Annotated in this window: 2 protein-coding genes and 1 pseudogene; 1 reads left to right on the forward strand and 2 read right to left on the reverse strand. The window is 73.7% G+C overall.

From position 1 onward, the window contains the following. Positions 1-2: 2 nt before the first annotated feature. The gene (locus AB0M20_RS44210; RefSeq protein ID WP_364307548.1) at positions 3-353 is read right to left on the reverse strand and encodes a DUF6401 family natural product biosynthesis protein; all 351 of its coding nucleotides are present in this window, start codon (positions 351-353) and stop codon (positions 3-5) included. A gap of 65 nt (positions 354-418) precedes the next feature. Further along, a complete protein-coding gene (locus AB0M20_RS44215; protein ID WP_364307550.1) occupies positions 419-637 on the reverse strand; it encodes a hypothetical protein in 219 nt (72 codons plus the stop codon). Between the two features lie 101 nt (positions 638-738). Here AB0M20_RS44215 and AB0M20_RS44220 point away from each other — a divergent pair. Beyond that, positions 739-1,272, forward strand: a pseudogene (locus AB0M20_RS44220) (hypothetical protein); the annotation flags it as partial.

Genomic DNA, 1,272 nt, shown 5'->3' on the forward strand with positions numbered 1-1,272 from the left:
GGTCAGCGGTCGAAGGTCTGTGCGAGCGAGCAGACCGCCAGCAGGCGGCGCAGCACCCAGTCGTTGACGGTCCAGTCGATCTCGCCGGCCGGCGGGGTCCAGCCGTGCTTGAACGCGGCGTCGCGGACACCCTCGGCGTAGGCCGCCAGGACGACCGGGCTCAGCGCCCGGACGTCGGCGGAGAGACTGTCCCGCACGCCGGCGGCGTGCTGGTCGACGGCGGCGAGCAGGGCCGGCGACGAGGCCGTGGCGGCCAGGCCGGAGACGCCGACGGACGCCGTCAGCTCGTCGAGGGACGCGTGGGCGGAGCGCAGGGCAGCGCGGGCGGCAGCGCCGCTGAACAGGCCATTCATAAGAGAGAACTATCCGGAGCTCCGGGTAGCTGACGGTTCTCCCGACCGGTGCAGACCGGTTGAAGTTATTCCGCCGGCTCGCCCGGCTCCACGGTTTGCGGGCGGCGCCGGGCCGCGTCGTCCGCCAGGATGACCGAGGCCACGACCACGGCGACCACCACGGCGAAGAGCCAGGAGGCGTCGTCGACCAGGCGTGCCGCGAGGGGCGCTTGAGACGCCATCAGGAGAAAGCCCAACCAGGCGAAGCGGCGCTGGCGCTCGGAGAGGAAGCCGTCAGATCGCATCCGGACAGTCTGCCGCGATCCGGACGCACTGCCGTCACCCGTTCGGCCGATTCCGCGTTGGGACGATGGTGCCACCACTGCTGAGTCGAGCTCGCTCAACGATGCTGTTCGCAGTGGTCGCCCTGCTCACCGTGGCCGCCTGTGCGCCGCAGGTGCCCCTGCCGCCACCGGCCCCCGAGCACGTCCTGACGGCCCCTCTGCGCGGACGCAACGTCGCCGCGCTGCTGGTCACCGACGCCGCGTCACGCGTCGAGGTCGAGTCCGTCGAGCTCCCCGGCCAGCTCTATCGGATCACCACACCGGCCGATGGCGGGCTGGTGCCGCGGGTGACCGTCACGAGGGGGCTGGTGCGGGTCGAGCTGCGGTTCGTCGGCCGGACCGGGCCGGACACCGTGCGCATCCTGCTCAACCGGTCGGTGCGCTGGGACGTCCGGCTCCCGGCCGGGGCGGGGGAGCAGCGCCTGGACCTGTCCACCGGGTGGATCTCGCGGGTGGAGCTGGGCGCCGCCGGCCTCGTCGAGATGCAGCTGCCGAGGCCCCGCGGGCGGGTGCCACTGGTGTTCCGGGAGAGCGTCGGAGCACTGCTGATGCGCGTCGCGGGGGCCCCCCCCCCGGGCGCGGGCCCGGGGGGCGAC

This window comes from Actinoplanes sp. NPDC051633 (assembly GCF_040681735.1).
Classification (GTDB): Bacteria; Actinomycetota; Actinomycetes; order Mycobacteriales; family Micromonosporaceae; genus Actinoplanes.

Coding starts and splice junctions, on each gene's coding strand:
- AB0M20_RS44215 (WP_364307550.1), bottom strand. CDS start 637: ATGCGATCTGACGGCTTCCTCTCCGAGCGCCAGCGCCGCTTCGCCTGG.
- AB0M20_RS44210 (WP_364307548.1), bottom strand. CDS start 353: ATGAATGGCCTGTTCAGCGGCGCTGCCGCCCGCGCTGCCCTGCGCTCC.